The organism is Thermococcus sp. LS2 (assembly GCF_012027375.1).
Taxonomy (GTDB): Archaea; Methanobacteriota_B; Thermococci; order Thermococcales; family Thermococcaceae; genus Thermococcus_B.
In genome coordinates this window covers 1-351 of record NZ_SNUI01000034.1, presented here as the reverse complement: position 1 = coordinate 351, position 351 = coordinate 1, and the positions used below count along the sequence as shown (strand labels likewise).

Here is a 351-nt window from a genome sequence, read left to right as displayed (position 1 = left end):
TTGAGCAGAGTATGTTTGATTACCTCAAAGCAATACAGAAGGGAGAGGATATTCTTGTTGAGTATACCTCAAACGAGCCGATACACTTGATATTTTACATTCTCTTGAAGTATGCAAAGCAGAATAATATACCCGTGTTAATAGTTGACGCCGTGGATCAACTCCATGTCCTCAAGGCGCATCTCGAGCTGGCTGGAATTGATACTAGGATGATTGACGAAGCTCAAGTAATAAAACTCGGAGGCATTATAACGACAGGAAAAGTTCTTGGCAGAGTTGACTTGGAGGAGACTACTCCAGTCTGGAAGAAGCACTACGATGAACTGCTGAAGAAGGTTCACTCTGATTACA

General features: G+C 42.2%; 1 protein-coding gene. It reads left to right on the top strand.

Going from position 1 to position 351, the window contains the following annotated elements; all coding sequences use genetic code 11:
* Positions 1 to 351: DUF257 family protein (locus E3E24_RS12585; protein WP_167916128.1), on the top strand; the 351-nt coding region annotated here is incomplete at both ends.